The sequence below is a fragment of the Pseudomonas sp. MF6751 genome (assembly GCF_016613265.1).
Classification (GTDB): domain Bacteria; phylum Pseudomonadota; class Gammaproteobacteria; order Pseudomonadales; family Pseudomonadaceae; genus Aquipseudomonas; species Aquipseudomonas fluorescens_BV.
In genome coordinates this window covers 204,992-231,000 of sequence record NZ_JAENSV010000001.1, presented here as the reverse complement: position 1 = coordinate 231,000, position 26,009 = coordinate 204,992, and the positions used below count along the sequence as shown (strand labels likewise).

19 protein-coding genes are annotated in these 26,009 nt (G+C 60.1%); 6 read left to right on the top strand and 13 right to left on the bottom strand.

The features are described from left to right. Positions 1 to 5: 5 nt before the first annotated feature. Genes JJD66_RS01055 through JJD66_RS01045 form a run of 3 tightly spaced genes read right to left on the bottom strand, consistent with a single transcriptional unit; the run spans position 6 to position 1,769 of the window. Complete coding sequence (locus JJD66_RS01055) at positions 6 to 677, bottom strand: GNAT family N-acetyltransferase (protein ID WP_200647438.1); 672 nt, start codon at positions 675 to 677, stop codon at positions 6 to 8. A gap of 10 nt (positions 678 to 687) precedes the next feature. Next, positions 688 to 1,134 carry a GNAT family N-acetyltransferase gene (locus tag JJD66_RS01050; protein ID WP_200647437.1) on the bottom strand — a complete coding sequence of 149 codons (447 nt, stop codon included), beginning with the start codon at positions 1,132 to 1,134 and terminating at the stop codon, positions 688 to 690. Then, entirely contained in the window at positions 1,131 to 1,769 is a 639-nt protein-coding gene (locus JJD66_RS01045) for an FMN-binding negative transcriptional regulator (RefSeq protein WP_200647436.1), read from the bottom strand. Before JJD66_RS01045 ends, JJD66_RS01050 begins: the two co-directional genes overlap by 4 nt. 87 nt (positions 1,770 to 1,856) lie before the next feature. Here JJD66_RS01045 and pdxR point away from each other — a divergent pair, with 87 nt between their 5' ends. Beyond that, on the top strand, positions 1,857 to 3,395 hold the full coding sequence (gene pdxR, locus JJD66_RS01040; RefSeq protein WP_200647435.1) for a MocR-like pyridoxine biosynthesis transcription factor PdxR: 1,539 nt from the start codon (positions 1,857 to 1,859) through the stop codon (positions 3,393 to 3,395). Between the two features lie 5 nt (positions 3,396 to 3,400). Here pdxR and JJD66_RS01035 read toward each other — a convergent pair whose 3' ends face one another. From JJD66_RS01035 to aspA, 8 genes are all read right to left on the bottom strand, one after another. Then, positions 3,401 to 8,011, bottom strand: a complete 4,611-nt coding sequence (locus JJD66_RS01035) for a dermonecrotic toxin domain-containing protein (protein ID WP_200647434.1) — start codon at positions 8,009 to 8,011, stop codon at positions 3,401 to 3,403. A gap of 115 nt (positions 8,012 to 8,126) precedes the next feature. Then, positions 8,127 to 9,218 carry a polyamine ABC transporter substrate-binding protein gene (locus JJD66_RS01030; RefSeq protein WP_200647433.1) on the bottom strand — a complete coding sequence of 364 codons (1,092 nt, stop codon included), beginning with the start codon at positions 9,216 to 9,218 and terminating at the stop codon, positions 8,127 to 8,129. Continuing rightward, a complete protein-coding gene (locus tag JJD66_RS01025) occupies positions 9,215 to 10,249 on the bottom strand; it encodes a histone deacetylase family protein (RefSeq protein ID WP_200647432.1) in 1,035 nt (344 codons plus the stop codon). Before JJD66_RS01025 ends, JJD66_RS01030 begins: the two co-directional genes overlap by 4 nt. Positions 10,250 to 10,376: 127 nt before the next feature. Next, positions 10,377 to 11,369, bottom strand: coding sequence for an AraC family transcriptional regulator (locus JJD66_RS01020; RefSeq protein WP_198714613.1), 993 nt, complete (start codon positions 11,367 to 11,369; stop codon positions 10,377 to 10,379). A 63-nt stretch (positions 11,370 to 11,432) separates the two neighbouring features. After that, entirely contained in the window at positions 11,433 to 15,794 is a 4,362-nt protein-coding gene (locus JJD66_RS01015; protein WP_200647431.1) for a DUF6543 domain-containing protein, read from the bottom strand. 390 nt (positions 15,795 to 16,184) lie between these two features. Continuing rightward, the gene (locus JJD66_RS01010; protein ID WP_200647430.1) at positions 16,185 to 17,162 is read right to left on the bottom strand and encodes an asparaginase; all 978 of its coding nucleotides are present in this window, start codon (positions 17,160 to 17,162) and stop codon (positions 16,185 to 16,187) included. A gap of 76 nt (positions 17,163 to 17,238) precedes the next feature. Further along, a complete protein-coding gene (locus tag JJD66_RS01005; RefSeq protein ID WP_034129133.1) occupies positions 17,239 to 18,684 on the bottom strand; it encodes an alanine/glycine:cation symporter family protein in 1,446 nt (481 codons plus the stop codon). Between the two features lie 392 nt (positions 18,685 to 19,076). Next, entirely contained in the window at positions 19,077 to 20,501 is a 1,425-nt protein-coding gene (aspA, locus tag JJD66_RS01000; RefSeq protein ID WP_003195657.1) for an aspartate ammonia-lyase, read from the bottom strand. 181 nt (positions 20,502 to 20,682) lie between these two features. On the opposite strand from aspA, the gene JJD66_RS00995 reads away from it, so the two are divergent. The 5 genes from JJD66_RS00995 to JJD66_RS00975 all read left to right on the top strand — a co-directional run bounded on the left by JJD66_RS00995 (position 20,683) and on the right by JJD66_RS00975 (position 24,447). Continuing rightward, positions 20,683 to 21,591, top strand: a complete 909-nt coding sequence (locus tag JJD66_RS00995) for a LysR substrate-binding domain-containing protein (protein WP_161903649.1) — start codon at positions 20,683 to 20,685, stop codon at positions 21,589 to 21,591. Between the two features lie 301 nt (positions 21,592 to 21,892). Beyond that, entirely contained in the window at positions 21,893 to 22,384 is a 492-nt protein-coding gene (gene purE / locus JJD66_RS00990; RefSeq protein WP_003195648.1) for a 5-(carboxyamino)imidazole ribonucleotide mutase, read from the top strand. Between the two features lie 11 nt (positions 22,385 to 22,395). Next, positions 22,396 to 23,481, top strand: coding sequence for a 5-(carboxyamino)imidazole ribonucleotide synthase (locus tag JJD66_RS00985; protein WP_105228993.1), 1,086 nt, complete (start codon positions 22,396 to 22,398; stop codon positions 23,479 to 23,481). Between the two features lie 106 nt (positions 23,482 to 23,587). After that, positions 23,588 to 23,833 (top strand): GlsB/YeaQ/YmgE family stress response membrane protein, encoded by a 246-nt coding sequence (locus tag JJD66_RS00980; protein ID WP_005792540.1) that lies wholly within the window; start codon positions 23,588 to 23,590, stop codon positions 23,831 to 23,833. Between the two features lie 77 nt (positions 23,834 to 23,910). Then, the gene (locus JJD66_RS00975; RefSeq protein WP_003195640.1) at positions 23,911 to 24,447 is read left to right on the top strand and encodes a DUF3299 domain-containing protein; all 537 of its coding nucleotides are present in this window, start codon (positions 23,911 to 23,913) and stop codon (positions 24,445 to 24,447) included. 116 nt (positions 24,448 to 24,563) lie between these two features. Here the strand turns inward: JJD66_RS00975 and JJD66_RS00970 are convergent, their stop codons facing one another. Both JJD66_RS00970 and JJD66_RS00965 read right to left on the bottom strand, forming a co-directional pair. Next, a complete protein-coding gene (locus tag JJD66_RS00970) occupies positions 24,564 to 25,463 on the bottom strand; it encodes a D-hexose-6-phosphate mutarotase (RefSeq protein WP_200647429.1) in 900 nt (299 codons plus the stop codon). 58 nt (positions 25,464 to 25,521) lie between these two features. Continuing rightward, a complete protein-coding gene (locus JJD66_RS00965) occupies positions 25,522 to 25,926 on the bottom strand; it encodes an acyl-CoA thioesterase (RefSeq protein ID WP_003176975.1) in 405 nt (134 codons plus the stop codon). Between the last annotated feature and the right edge of the window lie 83 nt (positions 25,927 to 26,009).

The following is a 26,009-nucleotide window of genomic DNA, read 5'->3' as shown; positions in this document are numbered from 1 at the left end:
GAGTATTAACCCCGACACTCGGTGAGTGTCTTCAACTGGCCCGAACCACTCTGGTTCGCCTCCGACAACCACGCCTCAAACCCGGCACCGACCTTCGGCCATTCCGAATCCAGGATCGAATACCACGCCGTATCGCGGTTCTGCCCCTTGACCACCATGTGCTGGCGGAACACCCCTTCAAAACTGAACCCCAAGCGCTCGGCTGCGTACTTGGACCGTGCGTTGCCGTTGTTGCACTTCCACTCCAGCCGACGGTAGCCCTGCTCGAACGCATACTTGGCCAGCAGGTACACCGCTTCGGTGCTTTTCGGCGAGCGCTGCATGGGTGCGCCGAAGGTGACGTGGCCGATTTCGATACGGCCTTGCGCCGGGACGATGGACATCAGGCTGAGGATGCCCTGAACCTGGCCCGTCGCACGGTCAATCACGCTGAAAAAGTACGGGTCGCTGTGGGCGGCGTGATTGTTCAACCAGGCGTCGAAGGCACTGCGCTCGGTGAACGGGCCGTAGGGCAAGTAATCCCACAGCTTCGGGTCGGCCCCTGGGCCGTTAAGGGCTTGCCACAGTTGATCGGCATGGCGCGCCGGGTCGAGCTTTTCCAGGTGGATAAAACGCCCTTCAAGCAGTTGCGCAGTCGGCGCCGGGACGCCTTTCCAATCAGCGAGGGAATTGATCATGCTGTGCTCCTTAAAGACCTTTGCGAAATTGGATGAAGCCTGGGCGTTCGGCGATGCGCTCATAAAGTTGGATCGCCGTGGCGTTGGTCTCATGGGTCAACCAGTGCACCTTGCAGCAGCCATCGGCCTTGGCGGTGGCGTAGACGAACTCAATCAATTGGCGTCCCACGCCCGTGCCACGTTGGGCCGGGTCAACCAGCAAGTCCTGCAGGTAGCAGGAGTTCTCGATGCTCCAGTTGGAGCGATGGTAGATGAAGTTGACCATGCCCACCGCCTTGCCGTCCTGCCAGGCCAGTGCCGAATGGGTCGGCTCGCTGGGGTCGATCAGGCGTTGCCAGGTGCTTTGGCTGACGGCGTCCGGCAATTCGGTGTTGTAGAACGTCAAGTAGGCCTGCCATAGCGGCAGCCAGGCGGCTTGGTCGGCGGCTGTGACCTGGCGAATGTCGATCAAGCTCATTCTGAAACTCCTTGGGGAATAAAGCGGGCGAGGGTCTGGTCACGTACATCGGCACTGGCGGCCAGGCCGTCACGTACACCGGCCATGTCGGCGGCGCTGCGGTTCTGGCTGAGTTTGCGTTTGCCCACCAGGCGTTCGATCGGCAGGGCAAAGCCGACAATGGCCTTGAGCATGCCGTCAATGTAGTCCGCCGGTGCGTCGCTGACACGCCAGGGTTGGGCGCGGCCGCTTTCATGGCGGTCGGTGAGGTCGGTGACCACTTTGAGCAAGCGCTCGGCGTCGCTGAATACCGCAGGCGTGCCATAGGCGTGCACGGCGATGTAGTTCCAGGTCGGGACCACTTTGCCGTGCTCGGCCTTGGCGGGGTAAAACGCCGGGCTGATATAAGCGTCGGCACCGGCGAAGATCACCAGCGCTTCACCGCCATTTTGCAGCTCGCGCCATTGCGGGTTGGCCTTGGCCAAGTGACCGTACAGCGTGCCGTTGGGCCCTTCATCGGGGTTGAGCAGCAAGGGCAAGTGGCTGGCTTGCAGGCCGTTTTCACCCACGGTTACCAACTGCGCCAGACGGGTATGCTGGATCAGTTGCTGGATTTCGGGCAAGTCATCGAGAGCAAAGGCGCGGGGTGTGTACATGGAGATTTTCCTTGGCGAATGCCTGCATCCTAGGCAGGCTATTGGTTCGTTGTAAGAGCCATCTAGCGCTATTTTCATAGGTCCAATATGCTGCCTGTTTCGCCACCGCTGTCCTTCAACCCCGCCGGTATCGAGCTGGACCGCCGCCAGGGCCTCACGCGCCAGCTTTATGAGGCCCTGCGTCAGCGGGTATTGGATGGGCGATTGGTCAGCGGCACGCGGTTGCCCGCAACCCGAGATTTGGCGACAGCCTTGTCGATTTCCCGCAACAGCGTGGTGCGCGCCTACGACCAGTTGTATGCCGAAGGGTTTATCGAGAGCCGGGTGGGTGATGGCACCTATGTTGCCCAATTGCCGATGCCCCAAAAACTATCCACAAAAGTATCCACAGGGTTGCCAACAGGCTTATCCCCAGGGTTATCCACAAAATGGGCAAATTTACCCGAGGATTTGGATGACGAAGTTATCCACAGTGCCGGGTTGGCGCGGGTAAAAGACCACCACCTGCCTCAGCCGCCTTCGGGGCCGCCTCGGGCATTTCGCGTGGGCGTACCCGCCTTCGATCTGTTCCCGTTTGAGGTATGGGCCAAGCTGAATGGGGCGTTCTGGCGCAAACCCGACCTGGAACAGCTGTGCTATGGCGACCCGGCCGGTGACGGTCGCCTGCGCGGTTTGATCGCCGCGTACCTGCGCAGCTCGCGCGGCATGCAATGCACGGCTGAACAAATTGTGATCACCAGCGGCGCACAGCAGGCCATCAGTCTTTGTGCACAGTTGCTGGTGGAGCCTGGGGATGGTGTGGCGGTGGAAAACCCTGGCTATCGCGCGGCCGGCCATGCATTCGCTTTGGCCGGGGGGCGACTGCACGGCGTGCCGGTTGACGGTGAGGGCATGGACTGCCAGGTGCTCAGTACCCTCAATGATTGCCGCGTGGCGTATGTCACGCCTTCCCATCAGTATCCGCTGGGCGTGGTGATGAGCCTGGCACGCCGCCTGGAATTGCTGGCCTGGGCCGAGCGTTCAGGCGGCTGGATCGTGGAGGACGATTACGACGGCGAGTACCGCTACAGCGGAGCGCCGCTGTCACCGTTGGCTGCGCTGGACCGCAGTGGCCGCGTGCTGTACGTGGGCACCTTCGGCAAGGTGGCGTTCCCGGCGTTGCGCCTGGGTTACCTGGTGTTGCCACCGGGCCTGGTGCAAGCCTTCACCCGTCGCCGCGCGGTGGACGTGCGTCACTCCGAAGTCAGCACCCAGGCGGTGATGGCCGAGTTCATGGCGGCAGGGCACTTCCAGCGCCACATTCGCCGGATGCGCCGTGCTGCGTTGAGCCGTCGCAATGCCTTGTTGGCGGGATGGCCAGAGGCATTGCCCGGTGTTGGCCCATTGCCCAACGTTGCAGCGGGACTGCACTTGACGGTGCGTGTCGACAGCGTGTACCGAGAGCAACAATTGCTAAAGCAAGCTCATGCAGTCGGTGTAGAGATCAACGGCTTGAGCACCTATTGGCTGCCAGACTCCAGCACACCGCCGGACCAACGCGCCGGCCTGGTGCTGGGGTTTGCTGCCGTGCCTGAGTCGGGCATTGCGCAGGCGCTGGAGCGTTTGCGTCTGGCTTGGCTGCCATAAGCCGATCAGGTGTTGAAGAACAGCGACTGGGCCAGTTGGGCGCCGATGCTGCTGCGATGGATTTCAATCATGTCCCAGTCACTGGGGCCGGTGCGCTGATAGGCACCGCCTAGACGTTGTTGCTCGCGGGTCTTGAGGTGATCCTTGGTGAAGTTTTCCAGCGCGGCATCTTTTGTTTCATAGTGAAAGTGCGCGTACCACAGCACAGTGCCGTTTTCTTTGTCGCGAATCTCGTACTCGTCCAGATAGTCCTTTTTGGGCCCCTTGAGGGGGCGGCGGCTGATGACCTTGACGATGCGGATCAACCCTTGGCTGTTGAGCCAGTCAACCCGTTCGGCGGTTGGCGCTTGATGCTTGATCATGTCGATGTAGTGTTTTTTACCCAGCCGATAGAGGCGTTGCGCCGCGTCGTTGAGCTGGCGCTTGGTTGAGGCGGCAGAGGCGTGATCGCTTTCAGTAAGATTGCGCTCGGTCAGGGCTTCTTCGATATCGTTTGAGGCTTTTTCCAGCGCCTTTGCATGATCATCGAACATGTCTTGAATATCCTGCGGCGCATGCCAGGGTTTCCTGGAGAAACCCTGGTATTTACGGGTTTCAGCTTGTTCGCCATCCAATAGCGCTTGCCCCGCGTTGATGCTGGTGTCCAGATCCACAGCTACCGGTGCGCTTGGCTGCGATGGGGCTTTCTGCCGTTTAACCCAGACTCCCGGTGCCTTCTCATGAAACGTGGCGAGCACCTTGCCGGTCATGTGTGCCTTGACGTCGACCAACGAACTGTCTGCTTGGCGGGGCTCACCCATCACCAAGCCGTGATGACGTGTCTTGATCACTTTACGCCTTGGGGCGGGCTCGGCCCTGGAGCTGCCGGGCTTGGGCTGCTGGGCTTTTTTCTCTCGCAGGAGGTAGGCCAGGTCGTGGATGGCCCGTTGGCTGAACTCGCTTATTTGCAGGCGAAAACGTTCGAGGCGGGGTTTGAGCAAGTGCTGCGGGTAATCGGCATGCAGATCCAGCAGGCGTTGGTCGGCGCTGGAAAATTGCTCAACGAGGCTGTTGAGCACCTCGATACGATTATCCAGCGAGGCGCCATTACCGCGTTCAATAATCTCACTGAAACTTTCAACGTTGATTTCGGCTGAATCGACGATCTGGCCCATTCGCTCACGCACGGTGGCTGGAACCTGGCTTTGCGTCTCATCGATACACAAGTAACGGCCCAAGCCAATCTCGAGAGATTTGAGTTCAATGAGCGTGAGCTGCGGCAACTCTCGCATGGTTTTACGAATGATAGCCGCGCCTTCATCTCCCAGGGTTTTAAGTTCGTTGAAGCGGTCGTTGATGAATTCCAGCCGCCTGATGATGCCAAGGTTCTGAGTGGACAGGGTTTTTGCGATTTTTGCCTGGTTTTTATAGTCAATGTCTACCTCGGCATCAAGAACCGGCAACGACGCCTTCAAGGCTTTCTCGTAGCTCTTCACCTGTTGCTCCATGGCTATCTGTGTCAGTTGCACCTGTTGTTTCAGGTAACCGCTCATGTTGCTCTGGTAGGTGGGTACCGTGTCGATGATGCTCAAGGACTTCAGCTGGCTGATCGCTTCGTCGTACGCCGCCAGCCGTCTGTCGACCTTATCGATGAACGCTGTACGCTGCAGGTCTGTGGACGGCCCCGGGGTAGCGTCCAGCGCGGGCTTTGATTCAAGCACGTCCAATTGTTGACTGGCGGCGACGGCGTCAAAGGCGTTGAGCTGGCTCTTGAGTGCTGCAATGCGCGCAGGCTGATCGACCTTGACCGCCCGCCGGCGGTTTCTAAGACCGCCGCCGCGCAGTCGCAGGCGGATGTCGACAAACCACTGGCCCGCCAGGTTGCCGATCAGCGGCGGGCCTGTACGTAAGGGAGATTTGGAGTCGATGATAATGACACTGTCGTTGTCATCCACGATGACTTCGAACCAGCGCTCACCAACGGGTGCAAACCACCGATCCGCGAGTGGATAGAGATTGAGGTGGCGGCCGGGGGTTTTATTTTGCTCGCCAAGCTTATCGGGTTTGGCAACATTAAAACTGTCGAGTGTTCTGGCCAGTCCCAGGCGACTATGGCTCAGGGCGCCGCGCGTGTGTACGGCACCTTCATGCTTGGCAGGTAGTTGATTGTCGGGAATATCCGGTTGCTGCACGCAGGTATATTTTTTCTCGGCAACCGGCGGTTTGCTCACCGTTTCGATTGTCGTTTGTTCGGATTCAGGCTCAATCCTGGCCGCATCGAACTGCTTTCGAGGTCGCGGATGGCGCAGGGCTATATGCAGAGTCAGCGCCATTCCCAGGTTGAGGAATACATCCACCAACGCAGTCCAGGCCGTTGAGTGGTCATCCTTGTTCACGGCCTCCTCGGCAGCTTGCAGGTCGTCCATGATTTGCCAGATCCAGGCGGCGACTCCCAGGGTGCGGCCCATGAACGGCAGCGCGGCACTGAATATTTGCCAACCTGCATGTCGAAAGGTCGCCCACCGTTTCTGTACGTTGGATACCGACTGGCGTGTTGCCAATTCGACCATGGCATTGGCATTGGCCTTGAACAGCGTCGCTAACGCGTCATTGCCTATTTCTTCGTTGGTCAGCGTCACGGGGCCGCTCATGTACAGCACGGTAAGCGGCTCGACCAGTGCGCGCACCACGGTCCAGGGCGAGGGAAGGGTGTCGGGGAACACATATTGTGCATAGTTGAAGCGTTGCGCGTCGGGCAGCCAGGCCAGCACTGACTCGCGCAAGGTACGGTCATGTTTGATGGCGTACAGCAGGTTTTGCCGCGATGCAAATTGCATCAGCGTCGGTTCGAGCAGGGGCCGATAAAGCACGCAGGGGCCGGCGTCGGAATGCCTCGGGCCGATCACGAACATATTGGCGACCACGTCTTGCTCATGGCCGGGGCGCAAGGTGGGCACAAAGGCCAGGCAGCGAATGACAATGGGCTGCCCATCTACTTTGCGCTCCTGCTCTTCGTTGTGCATCACCGCGGCGATGTAGCGGTAACCGCGTTCATCGATGCCGCCCTGGCCGCGGATTTTCATCTGCAAGGCCAGCAGTGGCAGTTGCACCTGAAGGTGGCGGGTGTAGATCTGCTGCCGATGGCGCGATTGCTGTGGATCATCGAGCAGTTTTTGTTTGACCAGAGCTGGGTAGTTCTGGCCTATATCAATGTCTTCTATGACGTCTTTCAGAAAGCGGTAAGTCAGCCATGTGGGTACACCGTTGTCCTTGCCGTTGTAGTGCACGGTCGCGTTGCCGGTAGGCAAGCCGGTAAGGTTTTCCAGGGCGAGGTCGATCAGGTTACGACGAGTGATGTCGACGGCACCCGGAATGACAAATGTGCCCCACAGAACCGGGCTTTCAATCACAACCTCGACCTTATCCAGATTCAGACGCACGCCCTTTTCCGGGACGCGGATATGGCTTTGCAACTGAGTCCGGGCATAGTCACGAATAGACGGAATGCCGTCTTGGAATGTTTCGCCGTGGTAATGGGTGTGCAGTCGGGCCAGGTCGATCATATAGCGGCTGTAGGCGGCGGTATCGGAGTGGGTCGCCGAGGTCAGCCAGTCCGGGAGTTGTTGGTGAATCTGGCGAATATTCGACAACTGGTGATCGCTCATCTCTTCGATGCTCGGCACGATGCGGGCGACCGTTGGGGCGCGCGGCTGATCCTGCAGGCCGGCCCCGCCGAGGCTGCCAATGACCTGGATTTGCAGCGAGATCAGTGTGCAGGCCAGCGCATCGAAGAAGTTGCCATCAGGCTCGTACAAGCGCCATTGCAAGGTAGCGTCCTGCTCTGGTGCATTCAGCCTTGCCGGCAGCGAAGCACCGAACTGGTCCAATGACTCGAACGTCTCATACCCGCTCACAAGCGAGTGCGTCAGCACTATCGGGCGGTTCTTGTGTTCGCCCACCAATACGGAAAGGTCCAGGAAGTAGAGGTGGGTAGATTGGCCATCTTCAAGAATATCCACGTCAACCAGGTAGGCATGGCTTTTATAGGGGTCTTTCAGCGAACGCCTGGCTCGGTCGGGCTCCTGAAAAACCGTGCGGGCCATGGCGCATTCGTGCTCATCCAGACCTTGCTCTTCGGTGATGTTCCACACGTTTCTCAACGCGCTGGAGAAGGCCTGCCAGCGTGGGCCGGCGGCGCCGTTGGACGCGTTCCAGAAGTCCAGCTGCTGCTCCTGGAACGCGGCGAACAGCAGGTCGGATAACTCGTTGATCAGACGTGCAATGGCATCGATTTTCACCGCGAGGTGTACAGGAGCCGTAGCGTTGGGTTGTAGCGTGAGGAAGTGTTGACCGTCGAGGTAGGTCACCCTGTCGCTGGACAGTGCCTGATGAGCAAGCACTGAGGTGAGCGATTCCACAGCAGCCGGCGCGCGCTCGACGGCGTTACCGACCACCTCCCATTGAGGGCTGACTACCACGGCCAGATCGGGGTCGATATTCAGGTTGGGATACAACTCTTTGAGTGCAGAGCGCAGGGTGGTGGCGGCAACTTCCCGGGCGGTGGGGCCAGTGGTTAACTGGGTAAGCAGTTCATAGGTACTGGGCGGACGTTGGTTATTAGCGGTGTCATTGGGCATGTGCAGCTCCTCTGCATTCGATGGCCCGGACGGGCTTCGCAAATGAGCAAAGTAGCGAGCTGTGTTGCGTCGAGGGCGGTAGATACGTCGAGGCGCATCTACGCCCGCCAGTGTTTCACGTGCCGGATTTGATCTTGGTCCAGGCTCTGGTCCTGGCGCGCTCCGCATCACGCCCCAGAGGCTTTAACGTATACAGCGTCGCCATCGCCGCTTCGGTCGGGTAAAGGTTGGGGTTGTTGCGAATGGTCGGATCGACCCGTTCGGTCGCATCCTTGTTAGGGTTGGGATAGCCGACAAAATCGCTGATGGGCGCAATGACCTCGGGCTGTAGCAAGTAGTTGATAAAGGTATAGGCGTCCTGTGGGTTTTGCGCGCCCTTGGGGATGGCGAGCATGTCGAACCAGATCGGCGCGCCCTCTTTGGGCAGGCGCATGTCCACGGTGACGCCGTTTTTTGCCTCTTTGGCACGGTTGGCGGCCTGGGAGAAACTGCCGGAATAACCCACCGCGACACAGATGTCGCCATTGGCGATGTCCGCCATGTATTTGGAAGAGTGAAAGTAGGTGATGTACGGGCGGATCTTCATCAACAGCGCTTCGGCCTTGTCGTAGTCCTTGGGGTTGCTGCTGTTGGGGTCCAGGCCCAGGTGCTGCAACGCCAGGGGCAGGATCTCCGAGGGCGAGTCCAGCAGTGCGACGCCGCATTGCTTGAGCTTGCTGATGTTCTCTTCCTTGAAGATCAGGTCCCAGCTGTCCACGGGGGCGTTGTCGCCCAGGGCCGCCTTGACCTTGGCTGGGTTGAAGCCGATCAGGATGGTGCCGTACATGTAGGGCACGGCGTATTGATTGCCGGGGTCGTTGGCTTCGATCAGCTTCATCAGTTTGGGGTCAAGATGGTTCCAGTTCGGCAACTGGCTGCGGTCCAGGGGCTGGAACACGCCGGCTTCGATCTGTTTGGCCAGGAACACGTTGGACGGCACCACCACGTCATAGCCGGAGTTGCCGGTGAGCAGTTTGGCTTCCAGGGCTTCGTTGGTGTCGAAGATGTCGTAGACCAGCTTGATCGACGGGTGCTGGGCCTTGAAGTCTTCCAGCGCCTTGGGCGTGATGTAGTCGAACCAGTTGTAGACCTTCAGGGTTTTTTCTTCGGCCTGGGCTGCGCCGCTGACAACCACGGCGCACAGGGCGAGCGACTTGAGCATGTTCATTGGGCTGCTTCCTCGAAACCTTCCAGCACGTTGACGGCGTTGATGCCGATTTCTTCCACCGCGTAGCCGCCCTCCATCACGAACAGCGTGGGTTTGCCCAGGCGGGCAATGCGTGCGCCCATGGTCAGGTAGTCCGGGCTGTCGAGCTTGAACTGCGAGATAGGGTCGTCCTTGAACGTGTCCACGCCCAGGGACACCACGATGATGTCGGCGGCGTAGCGCTCGATTTCGGCGCAGGCCTGTTCCAGCGCGGCGCTCCAGGCCTGCCAGCCGGACCCGGCCGGCAACGGATAGTTGAAATTGAAACCCGCGCCTTCGCCTTCGCCGTGCTCATCGGCATAACCGAGGAAGAACGGAAACTCTGCCTCCGGATGGCCGTGAATCGAGGTGAACAGCACGTCGCTGCGCGCATAAAAAATCGACTGCGTGCCGTTACCGTGGTGGTAGTCCACGTCGAGGATCGCGACCTTTTTGCAGCCATGATCAAGGAATGCCTGGGCTGCGATGGCCGCGTTGTTGAGGTAGCAATAACCGCCCATCAAATCGCTGGCGGCGTGATGCCCCGGCGGGCGGCACAGCGCGAAGGCACTGTGGGCACCTCGGGCGATAGCGGCCTGGGCGGTGAGGGCAACTTGTGCTGCGCTGTAGGCCGCTTGCCAGGTGCCGGAAGTGATCGGCGCACCACCGTCGAAGCTGTAATAGCCCAACTGGCCGTGCAGGCTGGTGGGCATCACGCGGCGCAACGTGCGCGCAGGCCAGGTGTAGGGCAACAGATCGCCGTCCTGGCCGTATTCGGTCCAGCGCTGCCAGGCGCCTTTGAAGAAGTCGAGGTAGTCGCGGCTGTGAATACGTTGCAGCGGTGCCAGGCCGAAATCCAGCGGCGCTTGCACGGGCCCCAGGTCCCGCGCCTTGACCCGTTGCAGCACATGGTCGGCGCGCGAGGGCATTTCGAAGCAGGGCATCAGTTGCCCGTCCATCAGTTCACAGCGGCCATGGTGCAAATGATGATCGTCCGAGTAGATCGTCAGCATGTTGTTGTTCTCCGAAGGCTCTGGGGTATGCCTTGCAGTGTTGCCAGACGCCGGGTTTTGGAGAACGGCAGGAGCGGCCAAAAGGGGATCGATATGGCCAATGTGTCTGTCCGCTATTCGCCCCTTGCTAAGGCCTGAACTGACTCGGTGCCACACCGCTCCAGCGCACGAACGCATGCCTGAAGCTCGCGGTCTCGCTGAAGCCCAGTTGCTCGGCGATCCGGTAGATCGGCAGTTCATCCTCCCCCAGCAACTGTTTGGCGCGTTCGAAGCGTAGTTCGTCGAGCAACTCCTGATAGCTGCAGCCCAAATCATGCAAATGCCGGCGCAGGGTACGTGCTGAACAGTTCATCTGCCCTGCCAGTCCCTCCAGGCCCGGAGCGGCATTCAGTTGCGCGGCCAGTAACAGGCGCACACGCCCCAGCCAGGCCTGGCGACCGGTGAACTCGGCATTCTGCCGCCGGCAGCGTTCCACCATGGCGCAGTGGGTGACGGCGTCGGCCAGCGGCAGGGGTTGATCGAGCCAGTCACGGTCGAACGCAAAGGCATTGCTGGAGGCGCCAAATTGCAGCGGGCAGTCGAAGCGTTCGGCGTAGCGTGCTCGATAGTCGGGCGCTGGGTATTCGAAGCGCGCGCCGAGTAATGGCAGTGGTTGGCCGAGCAGATCGTCGCCGATGACTTTCAGCGAGAGCAGGCAGAACTCGACATTGAAGGCGTGCAGGGCTGGATCTTCGCGATAGTCACTGGCGCTGAACCAGACACGCTGGCCGTCCTCCTCCAGGCTCAGTTCAAAAAGTGTTCCCAACAGCGCCGGGTAGCGCAGGGCCAGGCGCAAAGCGTCACCGAAGGTGGCACTGGTGAGCAGTGCATAACCGAGCATGCCGTAGGATGACACATGCATGCGCCGGCCCAGTTCCAAACCGATACCCCGGCGCAACGCCACGGCGTTGGCGCATACGCGCATTTCCTGATGAGTGGTAATACGCGTATCGGCGCGGCCCAGGTCGGCACTGCTGATGCCACTGCCGGCCAGAAGGGTTTGGCTGGGTATGCCGTCAGGCTTGAACGTCTCCAGTATCAGCGAGACCGCATTGAGGGTGGTCAGGTGTGAATGCAGCATGATGGGTTCCAGCCTGGGTTTGCCAGGCTGGAGCAAGTTATGTGCCGTTGCGCGAGGGGGAGGTCAATAGACCTCTGGCGGGAAAAACAAGCGCTGGGCTTGCGTCAGGTTGATGGAGCTGCGGTAGTAGTTGATCTGTTCCTCTGCGTTCAAGTCGGTGATCGTGTCAGCCACCTCTTTGAGCTGTTCTTCTGCTGGTGTTTTCAACCGTGCATGGAGAAATCTGTTAAGTGAAGCGTGGGCGCTCGAGTATTGGAAATGTGCATACCAGAGGGGTTTGCTGGTAGACAGATCAATGACGGCATACTCATCTTGATAGCTCCAAGTGGCGCCCTTGAGAGGCTGGCGGGTCGTGACCTTTTTGATCGCAATTTCGCGGTGGTTAATGAGCCAGTCGACATGGGCAATGGTGGGTGGCTGTTGCTTGATCAGCTTTGCCACGGTTTCAGTGGCTCGTGCGTAAAGTGCTTTTGTGGCAGCCTTGAGTCGTTTGCGCAGGTCTGCGCTGGATTGCTTGGTTTGTGCCGTGACTTTGGCTTTGATCAATGCCTCGTCAATATCTTGCTCGCTGCGCTCGAGCAACCAGGCGTGCTGGTGAAACATGTACTCGATGCCGATGGCCGTGCGCGAGGTATCGTTGGCTTGTTGGCTGGCGCGTTCTTGAAACTTCGGCAATTGGGCGAGTAGTTTCTCGCCCGCGGTGGTGGCGTCGTGGAGCGTGAGCGTTGTGGATGTGGCCTGTGTCGGGGGCGTTTCGATGTGCTCGACCCACATACCCGGAGTCTTCTCATGAAAGGTGGCCAGGACCTGACCGGTTATTGGGGTCTTGATATCAACGAACCTTGATACGGTCCCTATGGGGTCCAAGCGGGGTTCGCCAATCAACACGCCGTTGTAGCGTGTCTGGATAAATTTCTTCAGCGGCCTGGGTGGCGCAGGGGGAGGGGTGGGCTTGATTCGCTTCAGTTTCTGTTCCTCGTGCAGCGGGACAAGTTCCGCCTTGGCGCGGTTGGCGAACCCTTGCAGCGATCGACTCAGGCGTTCCAGGGGTTGGGTCCGGATCTGCTCGGAGAACTCTTGAGAAAAGTCCTTCAAGCGCTCATCGATGAACTTGAACTGCTCCACTAGATTGCTCAAGGCATCAATACGCTCGTCCAGGCGATATTCGCTTCGCTCATCCAGGGTGTCACGTAGGGTCTGTACCGCGACGTCGGCACTGTCGAGCGTGTCGTTGAGCAACTCCCAGGCGTGGGGTTCGGTTGCGAGGGATTCAGGGGCCAGGCACAAGTGACGCGCCAACGTCACCTGCAGGGCCCTGAGATCGTCGCTCGTATAGCGGGGCAGTTTGAGCTTGCTCTCCCTGATTATGTCGAATCCGGCCGGGCCGAATTTACGTAGTTCGGTGAAGCGTGACTGAGCGTAATCCAGGCGCTTGATCATGTTGTCGCTCATATCGACGATCTGTTGGTAGTACGCGATATCGCTGGTATGAGGTGGCGGTGCATGGGTTGGGAGCTGGTCCAGAACGGGCGAAAGTTTTGAAGTAAAGGGGACAAGTTCTTCGTTTACCCCTGCTTCATTGAGCGCCAGTTGGGCCTGTAGATAGCCAATGGCTTTTACTTGGAATTCAGGCTCCGAGGTGAAGACGGCGATGGTCATCAGGTGTTGCCTTGCTTGTTCGTAGTCTTCCGATTGGCCATCGAGCGTGTCCAGGTAGGCCTGGCGTTTGGCTTGGGCACTGGTACTGGGGGCCTCGTCCATTGCTTTGCGGGTTTCTTGCAGTAGGCGCTGCTGGGTTTTCTTCGCGCTTTCAAACGCTTTCAATTTACTGCGCGATGCGTCAGCTTCGGTGATCGCAAGGTCCTTGGCGGTATTTTTCAACCGATCGGTACTGGGTTTGCGCAGGCGCACCCGGTGGTCGACGGACCATTCGCCCTGAGCGTTGTGAATCAGTATGGGGCCGATGCGGTTGGCCTGGTTGGGGTCAATGACAACAATGTTTTTATCGTCGTCCACTTTTACCATGAACCAGTTTTCGCCGACCGGAGCGTAGTGTTGCTCTCCTAACTGATACAGGTATCGGTCAGCAGCCGGCTGGTCTATGACGGCGCCGAGGTCAGCGGGCTTTTCTGTTTTAAAGCTTTCAAGCATCGAGGTTTCCAGCGCTGGCGTGCGGTTGATTGCGCCGCTCGTGTTCAGCGCGATCTCGTGATCGGGAGGCGGGGCCAGCGAGGTTCGCTCAGGCAGTTGCTCGACGGTGAAGCTTATCGTGCTGGAGGGGCCCGGCGTTTCAGGCGCAAGCTCGGTCGTCTTGACTTTGGTGGGCTCGATCCTGGCCGGTTCGAACTTAGGTCTGCTGCGCTGTGCGCTGTGTAAGGTGATCGCCATACCCAGGTTAAGCAGCACATCGGTCAGCGCAGACCATTGTGCAGGCTTGTCGCCCTCCTCATGGGCCTGGGCAAAAGTTTCCAGCTGTTCGACGATTTGCCAGATCCACGCACTAGTGCTTGCGACGCGCCCCATAAAGGGCAGTGCGGCATTGAAGAGCACCCAACCGGCCTGCTTTAGCGTGTCCCAGCGGCTTTCGGCATTCGATACCGATTGGCGGTCCGCCAGTTCAATCAGCGCTTTGGCGTTGCTTTCGAACAGCGTCTTGAACATATCCCCGTTGAGGCTCTCCTCACCAAGACTCACGGGACCGCTATAGGTCCATAGCTCGATGGGGTTTACCAGAAAGTCGGCGATGACCCACGGCGACGGCCAATGACTGGTAAAGACATAATTGGCGTAGTGGTTACGCACCGCGTCCGGTAGCCAGCTAATCACCGAATCGCGCAACGTGCGCGACTGGCTGATGGCATACAGCAAGTTTGCCGGTGATGGGTATTGCAGCAACGCGGGTTCAAACAACGGGCGGTATAGCAGGCAAGGGCCGTCTTGAGCATTTTCTGGGCCGATGATGTACATATTGGTGACGTCATCGTTGCCGTTGATGAGCCGGCGCTTGGGGTTGAAGCTCAGGCGTCGCATCATGATGGCTTTGCCGTCGACGTAATGGTCGCCGCTTTCAGGCTGCATCACAGCCACAACGTAGCGGTAGCCGCGCTCGTCAATCCCGCCCATGCGGCGAATCTTGTGCTGTAAGGCCAGCATCGGCAATTGGACTCGCAGGTGATCGCGGTACAGTTTTTTGCGACGTGACGCCTCGGCCGGGTCATCCAGCAGTTTGCTGCGGATCAGTGCTGGGTAGGTGACACCGATATTACAGCGGCTGATCAGTGTTTCGAGGTAAGCCACGGTTATCGGATCCGGTATGGATTGGCGGATGTCGCTCAGCAACGTTTTATTACCGGTGGGCAGTGCAATCAGGTTTTGCAGCGCCAGTTCGGCAAGGCTGAGCGTGGTGGTTTCGAACTGCCCGGGCACGGTGAAAAGGCCCCATACCACCAGGCTCTTGACCTGGATTTTCAGCTTGTCGAGCTTCAGGTAATGCAGCGTCGGGTGGTCCTTGAGCAGCTCGATTTTCAACTGGTCCAAGGCGAACTGATGAATGCTTGGAATACCGTCATCGTAGGTCTTGCCGGCATTCAGGCTATTGAGCGAGGCCAAGTCCTTGAGGTGGCGTGAATAAAGCGACTGATCGCTGGCAGAGGCATCGGTCAGCCAGTCCGGCAGTTGGGTTTGATACCAGCCTGGGCCCGGCCCTTTGGCGATGGCTTTTTCGGCAGGCATCGGGAGTGTTTGCAGGGGCGGGTGTTTCGTGCCGGGCTGTTTGTACTCCCCGGTTTTGAGGCTTTCCACAGCCTCAAGTTGCAGGGCGATCAGCTTGCAGGCAGCGTGCTCGAAAAAATCGCCGTCAGGTTCATAAAGGCGCCACTCCAGGCGATCAAAAGCCTCCGGTTGCTCCAGGTGATCCTTCAACGAATCGCCTAGCTGTTGGTAGGTGTCGTATTTCTCGTATCCCTTGAAGGGTGAGTAACAGAGGATCAGGGTTTTGTCTTCGAGTTTGCCCTCGAGCACGGTCATGAATACTTGGTCGGTGTGCTGCGTCTTGGAACCTTTGACCAGGTCGGCATCAATCAGATAAGCGCGGCTGCCATAAGGGTTATTGTCTTGGCGAGCGGAGCGGGTGGGTGCATGAAACAGCGTTCGGGCCATCGTGCAGTCTTCGTCGGTCCAGGCATCGACGTGTTGCACATTCCAGGCCCCGCGCAGGCTCTGGGTGAGTGTTTGCCAGCGAGGACCGTTGCCGTTGCTCTGGTTCCAGAACGTTACCAACTGTTCCTGAAAGGCCCGGTAGACCACCGGCGCCAGGGTATTGATCAGATTGGCGATTTCGACAATACGCACGGGCAAATGAAGCGGGGAGGTGGTCAACGGCTTCAGGGTCAGGAAGTGATTGCCCTCGACGCACAGCGTCGGCACCTTGAGGATGGCCTGCCGGGCCAGGATACTGCTCAAGGTTTCATAGCGTGTTGGCCCTGGCACGATCTGGTCATCGATGAGCTCCCAGGTGGGAGTGCCCATCAGTGTCATGGCCGGGTCGATGTCCAGGTCGGGGTATTTCTCCAGCAAAGACTGGCGCAGCAGTTCGCGAGCCGCTTCCCGGAACGAAGGTCCGACGGACAGTTGAGTGGTCAGTTTGTGTGTTTCAGTGTCTGGAGGCGTTTGCTGCGAGGGTGTGGAACTGGAGGTCGTCATGCGGGCATCCCTGTCTTGCCGATCAATGGAAAAGCCGAGCGCAGGCTCGGGTTTTCCATGTTAGGTATCGGCAAGCAGGGAATTGCAGTGCTTATGTAGGGCTGTCTTGGGCGTTCAAGCTGGCTGGGTATGCAGGTCCAGCTCTACCAGGCGTCGCACTTCATCCACGGCAAGGCCGGCACCCAGCAAGGCGTGCAACTTGCCGAACGCGGCTTCGCGGGTCATCCCACCGCCGGACAACACGCCGGCGCCCCGCAAACGGCTGCCGGCCTCGTAGACATCCAGCTCTACACCGCCTTCATGGCACTGAGTGATGGCGACCACCACCACACCTTGATCCTGCGCACGCTGCAAGCTGGCAAGAAATTGCGGGTTATCGCTCGGCCCGGTGCCGCTGCCGAAGCACTCCAGCACCAAGCCTTGAATGCCGCTGCCGATGATTGCGTCCAGCTGTGCAGCCTCGAAACCGGGTATCAGCGGCAGTACGCCGACGTTCGCCAAGGCTTTGGGCTGACGGTAATCCAGCGCTGCCGGCAGGGTTTGGGCGCGGGCGAAGTCGTCCTGGCGTTGCAAGGCTGCAAACGGGTTGCGCCCAAAACTGCGAATCTTCGCGCAGCGGGTCGGCGCCATCAGCGCGCCGTGGAAGTACAGGTGCACCCCCGGCTTCAACCCCTCGCCCAAGGCCGTCAACGCCCCGCTGACGTTTTCCCAGGCATCGCTGTCGGGCACACCGGCTGGCAACATCGAGCCGGTGAACACCACCGGCACCGGCAGGCCCAGCAGCTGGAAGCTCATGGCCGCCGCGCTGTAGGCCAGGGTGTCAGTGCCGTGCAGGATCAGCACCGCATCGCAGCCGTCGTCCACTGCTTCAACCACGGCGGTACGCAGGCGCTGCCAGTAGGCAGGGTTCATGTTGGCGCTGTCGATCAGTGGTGACATTTCCCGAAAGCGCCACGCGGGCAGGTCTGCGTCGGCAAATTGTTCACGCATACGCACTTCAAAACCAGACGCGGGCGCCAGGCCATTGGCGCTGGCCTGCATGCCAATGGTGCCGCCGGTATAGAGCACCATCACGTTATTAGCTGATTGCATCGAAAATCTCCTGAACGAAAAACGCCGCCGGGCCCAGAGCATGCCCAAGGCCGGGCGGCGTGTCATCTAGCCGTGATTAACGTTGCGCTTGAGCGCTCAGTTCCGCTGCCGGGGCCGCTTCGGTTTTCACCGGGTTGGCCGGCCAGGCCTTGCGGTCCAGGTCCAGGTCGGGGAACTGACTGGAATCGAACACCGGGGTCTTGATACCCGCCGCGCGCTGGTTGTCGTAGTCGTTGAGGATGCGCATGGCAATCTTGAACAGGAACGCCAGGGCGAACAGGTTGACGAACGCGAGCATGGTCATGGTGATGTCGGCGAAGGCGAACACCGTGCTCAGGTTCTCGATGGAGCCCCAGAAAATCAGCACCAGCACCAAAGCGCGATAACCCATCAGCACCTTGCGGTTGTTGCCGACCAGGAAGCGCAGGTTGCTCTCGCCCAGGTAGTAGTTGTACATGATCGACGTGAACACGAACAACGCCAGGGCCACCGAGATGAACATGCGGCCCCAGTCACCCACTACCGCCGCCAGGGAGTTCTGGGTCAGGGCAATGCCGTCGCCTTCAAAACCTGGGGTGTAGAAACCGGAAAGCAGGATCAGCAACGCAGTACAGGTGCAGATCACGAAGGTGTCGAGGAACACGCTGAACGCTTGCACCACGCCTTGGGCGATAGGGTGCTCTACCGACGCCACTGCCGCCACGTTAGGCGCACTGCCCAGGCCTGCTTCGTTGGCGAACACGCCGCGCTTTACACCCATGATGATCGCGCTGCCCACCAGGCCGCCGAAGGCTTGGTCGAGGCCGAACGCGCTCTTGACGATGGTCGCCAGCATGGCCGGTACGTGGTCGAATTGCAGCACGATCACGTACAGGGTCACGGCGATGTAGACCAGGGTCTTGACCGGCACCAGCAGGTCGGCGATCGAGGCAATACGCTTGATCCCGCCGATGAACACCAGGCCCAGCAACACCGCCAGCGCGAGGCCGGTGTAAGTGGTGTCGAGGCCGAAGGCGTTGTTCAGCGAGTGGGTGACAGCGTGGGCTTGCAGGCCGTTGAAGGCAAAGCCGAAGGTCACCAGCAGCAGGAACGCCATGACCATCCCCAGCCAGCGCTTGTGCAGGCCGTGCTGGATGTAATACGCCGGGCCGCCACGGTAGGTGCCTTCCGCGTCGGTGCGCTTGTACAACTGGCCGAGGGAGCACTCGATAAAGCTCGAAGACATGCCCACCAGCGCGGTGACCCACATCCAGAACACGGCACCCGGGCCACCCAACGTCACGGCAATGCCGACACCGGCGATATTACCGGCACCCACGCGGCCAGCCAGGCTGAGCATCAGCGCCTGGAACGAGCTGAGTTGGCCGGCGCTGCTCTTGAGGCTGTCTTTAAACACCGAGAACATGTGGAAAAAGTGACGCAATTGAACGAAACGCGAGCGGATCGTGAAATAACCGCCGAGCCCGACTATGAGCACGATCAGTACTTTCCCTGAGAGGAAGTCGTTGATGACTTCGAGCATGGAGTGTTCCTCGCTGATTTTTCTGATGGCAAACGCAGGACGGTCCGACGCATCGCTCGGCACCAGGCAGTGCACGACGCTCGATCCCCATCCTTTTGCGGGTGTTGTTATTCATGCGCTTTCGCGTGGTTCCCGGGCCTCGTTACCGACAGCCGCAGACGCGAAGAGGGGCGGCACTATACCTAGGCGAGCGTGATCCGTCTGCACGGGGCGATTAAAGGTTTCAGCGCGCTCGCGGAAGGGGAGGAAGGTTTGCGGTGCGATATTAGATTTTTTATGGGCGTCATGGAGCAACCTCAAGGCAAAAAAAAGGGCCTGAAGAACGAGCCTTCAGGCCCTCAAAAGGTGAGAGGTGTCTAGTCCCTCAACCTGGTGAGCGGTGCAACAAACGCTTAGGCCTTCAGCGGGACCAAGCGTGGAGCGATCATGTTTTCCGGGCGCAGGATGTCGTCGAGCATGGCGTCGTCGAGCAAGCCTTCTTCACGCACCAGTTCCAGCACGCCGCGGCCGCTTTCAAGAGCGATACGCGCAATGCGGGTGGCGTTTTCATAGCCGATGTACGGGTTCAGCGCGGTGACCAGGCCGATGGAGTGTTCCACCAGTTCGCGGCAGCGCGCTTCGTTGGCGGTGATGCCGACGATGCAGTGCTCGCGCAGCATGTCCATGGCGCGTTGCAGCAGGCGGATCGAGTCGAAGATCTTGAAAGCGATCAGCGGTTCCATCACGTTCAACTGCAGTTGGCCGCCTTCGGCTGCCATGGTCAGGGCCAGGTCGTTACCGATGACCTGGAATGCCACCTGGTTAACCGCTTCCGGAATCACCGGGTTGACCTTGCCGGGCATGATCGAGCTGCCTGGCTGGCGAGCCGGCAGGTTGATCTCGTTGATGCCGGTGCGTGGGCCGCTGGACAGCAGGCGCAGGTCGTTGCAGATCTTCGACAGCTTCACGGCGGTACGCTTGAGCATGCCGGAGAACAGTACAAAGGCGCCCATGTCGGAGGTGGCTTCGATCAAGTCGGCCGCCGGTACCAGCGGCTGGCCGCTGATGGTGGCCAGGCGTTGTACGGCCAGGGCCTGGTAGCGCGGGTCGGCGTTGATGCCGGTACCGATCGCGGTGCCGCCCAGGTTTACTTCGGTCAGCAGCTCTGGCGCCAGGGTTTTCAGGCGGGCCAGGTCTTCACCCAGGGTAGTGGCGAAGGCGCGGAATTCCTGGCCGAGGGTCATCGGCACGGCGTCTTGCAACTGGGTGCGGCCCATTTTCAACACATGGCTGAACTCGGCGCCTTTGGCGGCGAACGCCTGGATCAGGCTGTCGAGGCTGGCCAGCAGCGCGTCATGGCCCAGCAGCAGACCCAGGCGGATCGCGGTCGGGTAGGCATCGTTGGTCGACTGCGCCATGTTCACGTCGTTGTTGGGGTGCAGGTACTGGTATTCGCCCTTCTGGTGACCCATGGCCTCCAGCGCGATGTTGGCGATGACTTCGTTGGCATTCATGTTGGTTGAAGTGCCGGCGCCGCCTTGAATCATGTCCACCACGAACTCTTCGTGGAAATCGCCGCGGATCAGACGAGCACAGGCTTCGCTGATGGCAGCGTGCTTGGCTTCGCTGAGCTGGCCCAACTCGCGGTTGGCGTCAGCGGCCGCTTGCTTGACCATTGCCAGACCGACCACCAATTTCGGGTAATGCGAAATCGGAACGCCCGAGAGGCGGAAGTTATTCACCGCTCGCAGGGTCTGGATGCCGTAATACGCTTGAGCCGGTACTTCGAGTACGCCAAGCAGGTCTTTTTCGGTACGGAATGATGCAGCAGAGGACATGACGGAAATCATCTCAATATGGACCCGGAACTGGCCGGAACGCTGCGAATCCTAGGCTTGTAGAACTTTTTGGGCCAATGCTGTTAAACACTGGCCTATGCACAAACGGCATAATGTGGATGTGACCCGGTTATCTTGGCGGGCGTGTGTGCCAAAATGGTGCATTCCGTGGGAGGCAGTGATGAACCTTGAGAGCAAGTGGTTGGAAGACTTCAGCGCCCTGGCGGCGACGCGTAGTTTTTCCCAGGCGGCTGAGCGGCGCTTTGTCACCCAGCCTGCGTTCAGTCGGCGTATCCGCAGCCTGGAAGCCGCGTTGGGGCTGACGTTGGTCAACCGTTCGCGTACACCGGTGGAGTTGACGGCGGCGGGGCAGTTGTTCCTGGTGACGGCGCGCACCGTGGTCGAACAGCTCGGTGAAGTCCTGCGCCATTTGCATCACCTGGAAGGCGGGCAGGGCGAAGTCATGCAAGTGGCGGCCGCCCACTCCCTGGCCTTGGGGTTCTTCCCGCGCTGGATCGCGCAGTTGCGCAACGAGGGCTTGAATATCGCCACGCGGCTGGTCGCCACCAACGTCGGCGACGCCGTGCACGCCCTGCGCGAAGGCGGTTGCGACCTGATGCTGGCGTTCTACGACCCGGACGCGGCGATGCAAATGGACGCCGAGATTTTCCCGTCGCTGCATCTGGGCAACACCGAAATGCTCCCGGTGTGCGCCGCCGATGCCGAGGGCAAGCCGCTGTTCGACCTGGAGGGCGAGGGCAGCGTGCCGCTGCTGGCCTACAGCGCCGGCGCGTTCCTGGGCCGCTCGGTGAATTTGCTGCTGCGCCAGAGGGCTCTGCGCTTTACTACCATCTATGAAACCGCCATGGCCGACAGCCTCAAGAGCATGGCGCTCGAAGGCTTGGGGATCGCCTGGGTACCGCAGTTGAGCGTACGTGCGGAGTTGGCGCGCGGCGAACTGGTGGTGTGCGGCGGGCCGCAATGGCATGTGCCGCTGGAGATTCGCTTGTATCGCTGCGCGTTGGTGCGCAAGGCGAATGTGCGGTTGTTGTGGCGCAAGCTGGAAGGTGGGGCCGCGCAAGGCGCTTGAGCCCAGCGCGGCGGTGTGTCAGCCAACCTATTTTGCACTGATCTACTGCTATCGCAGGCAAGCCAGCTCCCACAGGATTTCGTGGTGTATTCGCTGACTCTTAAGTCAATAAAACCGCCACTTTGCGCCGCTAGACAGATGGTCATCCCAGGGGCTGTTTATCTGGATTATTACGGTATACTGCGCGGCCTTCGGCCGGTCCAAACCGGCCTTAATTCGTACACCAAGCCACGCTGGATTTCCCGCGTGGCTTGTTGTTTTTTGACGCGCCTGCGGGCGCCCAGAGAGAAGAGGCACGACGATGAGTGCATTGGTTGGCGTGATCATGGGCTCCAAGTCCGATTGGTCCACCCTTAGCCACACCGCCGATATGCTGGAAAAACTCGGCATTCCGTACGAAGTGAAGGTGGTCTCCGCCCACCGCACCCCGGATTTGCTGTTCCAGTATGCCGATGAAGCAGAATCCCGTGGCATCGAGGTGATCATCGCCGGTGCCGGCGGCGCGGCGCACTTGCCTGGCATGTGTGCGGCCAAGACTCACCTGCCCGTGCTTGGCGTGCCGGTGCAGTCGTCGATGCTCTCGGGCGTGGATTCGCTGTTGTCCATCGTGCAGATGCCGGCTGGCATTCCGGTGGCAACCCTGGCAATCGGCAAGGCCGGCGCGATCAACGCAGCCTTGCTGTCCGCCAGCATCCTGGGCGCCAAGCACCCGCAGTTTCATGCGGTGCTGAAAAAATTCCGTGCTGAGCAGACAGACAGCGTGCTGGACAATCCAGACCCACGCATCGCCTGAGGTTGTTGACGATGAAAATCGGTGTAATCGGTGGCGGCCAACTGGGCCGCATGCTGGCTTTGGCGGGTACGCCGCTGGGGATGAACTTCGCTTTCCTGGACCCGGCGCCGGACGCCTGCGCTGCGGCCCTGGGTGAACACCTGCGCGCTGACTACAGCGACCCGGACCACCTGCGCCAACTGGCCGATGAAGTCGACCTGGTGACCTTCGAATTCGAAAGCGTCCCGGCCGAAACCGTGGCCTTCCTGTCGCAGTTCGTGCCGGTGTACCCGAGCGCCGAAGCCTTGCGCATCGCTCGCGACCGCTGGTTCGAAAAGAGCATGTTCAAGGACCTGGGCATTCCGACCCCGGCCTTCGCCGATATCCAGTCCCAGGCGGATCTGGACGCTGCGGTCGCCAGCATCGGCCTGCCGGCGGTGTTGAAAACCCGCACCCTGGGCTACGACGGCAAGGGCCAGAAAGTCCTGCGCACCGCCGACGATGTAGTCGGTACCTTTGCCGAGCTGGGCAGCGTCGCCTGCCTGCTGGAAGGCTTCGTGCCGTTCACCGGTGAAGTCTCGCTGATCGCCGTGCGTGCCCGTGACGGTGAAACCCGCTTCTACCCGTTGGTGCACAACACCCACGACAGCGGCATCCTCAAGCTCTCCGTGGCTAGCACCGACCACCCGTTGCAGGCCCTGGCCGAAGATTATTCCAGCCGCGTCCTCAAGCAACTGGATTATGTCGGCGTGATGGCGTTCGAGTTCTTTGAAGTCGACGGTGGCCTCAAGGCCAACGAAATCGCCCCACGTGTGCACAACTCCGGGCACTGGACCACCGAAGGCGCCGAGTGCAGCCAATTCGAAAACCACCTGCGGGCTGTGGCGGGCTTGCCGTTGGGCTCCACGGCCAAGGTCGGCGAGAGCGCCATGCTCAACTTCATCGGCTCTGTACCGCCGGTGGAGCGTGTGATGGCGATCGACGATTGCCACGTGCATCACTATGGCAAGGCCTTCAAGGCCGGGCGAAAGGTCGGCCACGCCAACCTGCGTTGCAAGGACCGTGCGACGCTGCAGGCGCAGATTCTCAAGGTTGAAGCACTGATCGCCGAACAATAAGCCTGGCCACGGCGGGAACCATTAGGGCTCGCCGTCTCTCTGATTGCAGGATGCCAAAGCCTGACTAGGCTTTGGCATGACTCATACCAATTCAGAGGGAAATGCCATGGGTATCATCGGAACCATCTTTATCGGCTTGATCGTCGGCCTGCTGGCGCGCTTCCTCAAGCCTGGCGACGACAGCATGGGCTGGATCATGACCATCCTGCTGGGTATCGCCGGTTCCCTGGCCGCGACCTACGGCGGTCAGGCCCTGGGGATCTACCAGGCAGGCCAGGGCGCAGGTTTCATCGGCGCGCTGGTGGGTGCCATCGTGTTGCTGGTGATCTACGGCCTGATCAAAAAGAAGTAATCAGCCGACAAAGTCCTCTGCGCTGCGCAGGCGCAGAGGGCTAGAATGCTCGGCACTTGTATTTGCCGAGCCTCTCCATGCGCCGTCTTCTGTTAACGCTTCTTCTGCTGGGCTCTGGCCTGGCGCACGCTGGCGAACTGCCGGAAACCGACTGGCTCGACCTGATGCCGCTGTCGGATCAGAAAGCTCTCGAAGCCATGCCCGAGATCGACCACAACTCCCCCGAAGCTCAAGGCACGTTCACCGAAAAGGGTGGCTTGAAGCAGAGCAAGGGCCTGCCTGCGGTGATGTATTCCACCAAGACCGTAGCGGCCATGAACGGCAAGAATATCCGCATTGGCGGCTATCCGGTGCCGCTTGAAACGGACGCCAAGGGCCGCAGCACGTTGTTCTTCCTGGTGCCTTACCCGGGCGCCTGCATACATGTGCCGCCACCGCCGCCTAATCAACTGGTGCTGGTGCGCTATCCCAAGGGGTTGAAGCTGGATGATATCTACACGCCGCTGTGGGTCACGGGCACGTTGAAGGTGGAGAAGGTCAATAACGACTTGGCAGACGCCGCGTATGCGCTGGAGGCCGGGAAGGTGCGGGTGGTGAAGGAGTCTGATCTCTAAAGCCCAAAGCATAACCCCTGTGGGAGCTGGCTTGCCTGCGATAGCAGCGCCTCGGTGTTCCTGATACACCCAGTTGCCTGCATCGCAGGCAAGCCAGCTCCTACATTTGATTGGGTTTACAAGGCCAAAGCCGTGATGCTCACGCCTAGAGTGTGGCTTTCGCCGGGCGCCAGGCTCACCACATCGTCCAGCACGTTGGCCGTCTCGATGCACAACATACCCTGCCAGCCGTCATCGGCCATATCGTCGAAAGCCTTGGCGCGTTCGGTCCAGGGGTTCCAGACCACGGTGGATTTCGAGCCTTCGCTGGTGAGCTGGATACAGCGCTGCCAATCGTTATCGACGATGTTCAACTGGGCGGGCGTATTCAGGTAAATGCGGTCTGTTTCGGCGCTGAAGTGCAGCAGCCCGGCTTGCTGTTTCTCGGCCCACCCGTCGGCGGTGTCGATGTAGGCCACGCCATCGAGGCCCTCGACCTGCACCTTGCGCACATCGCTCACGGCGAAGTAGGTGTGCAATGCCTGGCTGAGGGTCACGGTGTCGGCGCCGCGGTTGTGGCTGGTCAGGCGGATGTGCAGTTGGTCATCCAACAGCAGACTCAGCGTCAGGTCTACCTGATGGGGCCAGCCTGGAAAGCCGCCAGCCGGCACCGGCAATACCAGGTCCACTCGCAGCGTCTGGCCGTCGAGTTCGGTGGTGGCCAGTTCCCAGCGGGCGGTGCGCACAAAACCGTGGGCGCCGGCAGGCTGATCACTCTGGCGCATGGCTTTGACGCTTTGCGGGTTGCGGTCGAACACCCCGAACCACGGCCAGCACACCGGTACGCCAGTACGAATGCCTTTGCCCTGCTTGAACACTGCCTCAGGGTTCGGCCAGATCAGTGGCTGTTCGCCCTCGCGCTGGTAACTGAAGATATGCGCACCCTGTTGGGCCACCATCAGCTCGGCGCCGTTGTGGCGGATGCGCCAGCAGTCCAGCTCGTCGATTTTTACCGTCTCAACGTGGGGCGTAGGCATAACAAAGCTCTCTTAGTGGCAGGCAATGGGGCAATTGACCGTTAAAACCCGGCGAGGTTTAACGCGCCCGTGACGGTACCGAGCGCGTGCGGCCGCTGCCATCGATGGCGACGAACACGAATACGGCTTCGGTCACCTTGCGCCATTCGCTGGACAACGGATCGTCGCTCCACACTTCGACCATCATCTGGATCGAGCTGCGGCCGATTTCCAGGGCCTGGGTATAGAAGGAAAGCTGCGCACCCACGGCCACCGGCACCAGAAACGCCATGCGATCAATGGCCACGGTGGCCACGCGCCCACCGGCGACCTTGCTGGCCATTGCCGTACCGGCGAGGTCCATCTGCGCGACCAGCCAGCCGCCGAAGATATCGCCAAAACCGTTGGTTTCACGCGGGAGCGCGGTGATTTGCAGGGCGAGATCGCCTTGCGGGATAGGATCTTCTTGTTCGAGTTCGATCATGCCGAGGGTGCCTCTGACCCGTGACGCTTCATGGGTATTTCAAGTGGATAGCCGTCTTCTTAGAAAAACGTTTCAGCACCAAC